Origin of the sequence: Burkholderia sp. ABCPW 14 (genome assembly GCF_001523835.1) — a bacterium.
GTDB lineage: Bacteria > Pseudomonadota > Gammaproteobacteria > Burkholderiales > Burkholderiaceae > Burkholderia > Burkholderia mayonis.
The window spans coordinates 1-3,343 of the sequence record NZ_LOVS01000065.1 but is presented as its reverse complement, the minus strand read 5'-3'; the positions used below and the strand labels follow the sequence as shown (position 1 = coordinate 3,343).

At 61.8% G+C, this 3,343-nt stretch carries 3 protein-coding genes and 2 pseudogenes; 2 read left to right on the top strand and 3 right to left on the bottom strand.

Annotated features, from left to right (window positions below; translation table 11 throughout):
• On the bottom strand, positions 1 to 305 hold a 305-nt coding region (locus WS62_RS37980), incomplete at its 3' end, for a hypothetical protein (protein WP_442855072.1).
• Positions 306 to 307: 2 nt separating this feature from the next.
• Between WS62_RS37980 and WS62_RS08895 the strand changes: the two genes are divergently transcribed.
• Positions 308 to 583 carry a transposase gene (locus WS62_RS08895; RefSeq protein WP_331460068.1) on the top strand — a complete coding sequence of 92 codons (276 nt, stop codon included), beginning with the start codon at positions 308 to 310 and terminating at the stop codon, positions 581 to 583.
• 64 nt (positions 584 to 647) lie between these two features.
• On the opposite strand, the pseudogene WS62_RS08890 reads toward WS62_RS08895, so the two are convergent.
• Positions 648 to 881: pseudogene (locus WS62_RS08890) on the bottom strand (ATP-binding protein); the annotation flags it as partial.
• 247 nt (positions 882 to 1,128) lie between these two features.
• Here WS62_RS08890 and WS62_RS08885 point away from each other — a divergent pair.
• Positions 1,129 to 2,370: an SGNH/GDSL hydrolase family protein gene (locus WS62_RS08885; protein ID WP_231748236.1), complete on the top strand. Its 1,242-nt coding sequence runs from the start codon at positions 1,129 to 1,131 to the stop codon at positions 2,368 to 2,370.
• A gap of 193 nt (positions 2,371 to 2,563) precedes the next feature.
• Here the strand turns inward: WS62_RS08885 and WS62_RS08880 are convergent.
• Positions 2,564 to 3,343: pseudogene (locus tag WS62_RS08880) on the bottom strand (IS3 family transposase); the annotation flags it as partial.

The window sequence follows — 3,343 nt, the reverse complement described above, 5'->3', positions numbered from 1 at the left end:
TCGCGCACCGAGGCCTGTATTTCGAGCGACGCGAGCTGAGAAAGCTGGATGCGTTCGTTGACCGGCACATCGGCGATCGGGCGGAAGATCGCAAGTACAAAATGGTTTAGTTTAGTCCGCGCGCCCGGAGCGTCTGGCAGCGTGAGTCGCGCCGCTGCGCCGCAGTTCTGTTGGCGAACCAGTCTCCCCGCGGGCGGATGCGACGGTAAGCCGACGAGATGGCTCCGCGGCGAGCGCTGCACGACGCACTGAGGCCGGTCGAAAAAAGGAAGCCAACGTTTCGTAAAATCGAGAAACGGAGGCATGCATGAATCGAATTCCAAGAGCGGTCTATACGAAGGAGCTTCGTGACGAAGCGGTCAAGCTGGCGTTGACTGAAGGTGTTGGGGTATCGGAAGCGTCGCGGCGGTTGTCGATCCCAATCAAGACGCTGGGTGCGCGCGGCGAGGGCCGGCAAGCTGAAAGATGTCGGTCGGCACCAGAAGCCACTGACGAAATGGAGGCCGAGCTGGCACAGGTCAAACGCGAACTGGCCGGGGTCAAAATGTGTAATTCGCGGAAGCTGGACACGCGTTTCGCGTGAAGGTGGACGGTTGTTTCGCGCGAAGCTGGACAGTCGGAGCGCAGCGACGCGGGGTTTTCGGTTTTTACTCTGACTGTGAATTGGTGGTCAAACTCTTTTTGCGCTTTCGCATCGATTCGCCACTGAGATTGATGCGGTAAGTGTTGTGCACGAGCCGATCGAGAATGGCGTCGGCGAGCGTCGGATCGCCCAGTGCAGCGTGCCAGTTCTCAACCGGAATGTGGCTTGTCACCAGCGTTGAACTGTGGCCGTGGCGATCGTCAAGAATCTCGAGCAGGTCGCGCCCAGCGCCGTCGCTCAAGGATGGCCGAACACGAGCGGGAAACTTCGCTCATGATCAGTTCGCTTCGAACTCTCGACGACCTCATGAATGTAGCCACTTGTTCATCATTGCCTTAATCCGTTGGCGTGCACGCGTTCCGACCGACCTCATCATGAATCATTTTCGTCTTGCCTTGTTTATCCATCGTGCCGCCATCGCGGCGCTTGGCGCTGCGTTGACGTTCGCTATCGCACCAGCGCGCGCCACAGCCGACCCGGCGCCGATGCCGACCGGCGACATGACGCTGTCGCCGGCAGGCCCGCTCGCCGTACCCGGCACGCAGCCGCTTGCCGCGCCCTTCGAGCCGCAGCGCGCGGCGCGCCGCGGCGGCGATACCTACACGTATCTGCGCTGCTGGTACCGGATCGACACGGACCCGCTCAAGCCCGCCGCAACTTACGAGTGGGCGCGCGATCCCGGCAGCGGTGACTGGTATCGCGTGAACGGCTACTGGTGGGCGGACGGCATCATGCAGTGGAAGAACATGTTCTACAGCACGACGACGCAGGACACGCTCGCCGACGTCTGCCGCAAGACGCTTGCATCGAAAGGCATCCGGTCTGACCTCACGCAGGCGGTCGCGGCTAACAACGCACTGTCGCTCAACTACACGATCTGGACCATCGACAGCGCGCAGCAGGACACGCGCATCAACAAGCTGATCGTGTTCGGCGACAGCCTGTCCGACACGCAGAACATGTTCAACGCGAGCCTGTGGAAGCTGCCGAACGGCACGAGCTGGCATGCGGGGCGCTTCAGCAACGGACTGGTCTGGGCCGAATACTTGGCGAACGCGTTGCACCTGCCGTTCTACAACTGGGCGATCGGCGGCGCCGCGACGGACCAGTATCTCGTTGTGCCCGGCCTCGTGCAGCAGGTCGACTCGTGGCGCGAGTTCATGGAGCGCGCGCCCGATTACCGGCCGGGCAACACGCTGTTCGCGGTGTTCGCGGGCGGCAACGATCTCGTGAACTATGGCCGCACGCCCGAGCAGGCGGCGAACGCGGTGCGCGACAGCCTCGACCGGCTCGCCGCGGCGGGCGCGACGCGCATCATGCTCATCACGCTGCCAGACGTGTCGCGCGCGCCGGTGTTTGCGACGCGTGAAGACGCCGCGCGCGTATCCGCCCAGGTGAAGGACTACAACCAGCGGCTTGCCGATGCGGCGGCCGTGCTGCGCGCACGCTACGGCGTGACGCTGCGGCTCGAGGTGTTCGATGCGTACGCGCTGTTCGACGACCTGCTGAGCCACCCGGCGCAATACGGCTTCGATGATGCCACGAGGTCGTGTCTCGACATTTCGAAACCGTCGTCGCTCATATACCTGAGTGCGCAGACACCGCGCGCCGACTGCCGCGACCCGGCCCGATTCGTGTTCTGGGACACGCTGCACCCGACGACGCGCATACACACATGGCTAGCAGAGCGTCTGGTGCCGTTTTTGCGTGAGCGATTCGGAATCTGAGCAGGCAAGAGTTCTCTTCGCCAAACTCGGCCTTGAGCTTCATCCCGGCCTGACGCCATGTGTCGCGATCATTGACCAGAACATAGCCGAGTGCGGCGCTTGCCCGCTCGAATTCTGACATGGATGCGTTAGTACTACAGCCGTAGATGTTCAGCACCTTGAACCGCCCCGGGAATCGTGGAGGCTGGTTGGTTTAAGTTAATGCGGTTTCAGCGGCAGCGGTTTTCAGTTGCCGATAGTAGTTTGCCTCAGCTTCAGCGGGCGGGATATAGCCGAGTGGTTCCATCAGTCGGTGGTGATTGAACCAGGCCACCCATTCCAGGGTTGCCAACTCGATAGATTCCCGAGTTTTCCAGGTGCGGCGATGAATCAGCTCCGTCTTGTACAAGCCGTTGATCGTTTCAGCCAGCGCGTTGTCGTAGCTGTCGCCCCGACTGCCGACCGACGGTTCGATGCCCGCTTCGGCCAGTCGTTCGCTGTAGCGAATGCTGACGTATTGGGCGGATTCAACCGGAGTGGTGGATCAAGGTTCCATCGCCTCCCGGCCGGCGAGCGTACAGCGCCTGTTCAAGTGCATCCAGAACGAAGTCCGTGGTCATGGAAGAACTGACGCGCCAGCCGACGATGCGGCGGGCGAACACGTCCACCACGAAGGCCACGTACAGCCAGCCCTGCCACGTCGAAACATAGGTGAAATCAGAAACCCACAACTGATTCGGTCGGTTAGCCGTGAACTGCCGATTCACCCGGTCCAGCGGACGCGGTACGGCGGCATCGGGAATCGTCGTCCGGACTCGCTTACCGCGAACGGCACCGCGCAGACCCAGCCGTTTCATCAGCCGTTCCACCGTACAACGAGCGACCGTAATGCTCTCGCGGTTCATCTGCTTCCAGACCTTGTCAGCGCCGTAGACTTGCATGTTGGCCTGCCAGACTCGGTTGATTTCCGGGCACAGAATCTCATCGCGTTTCG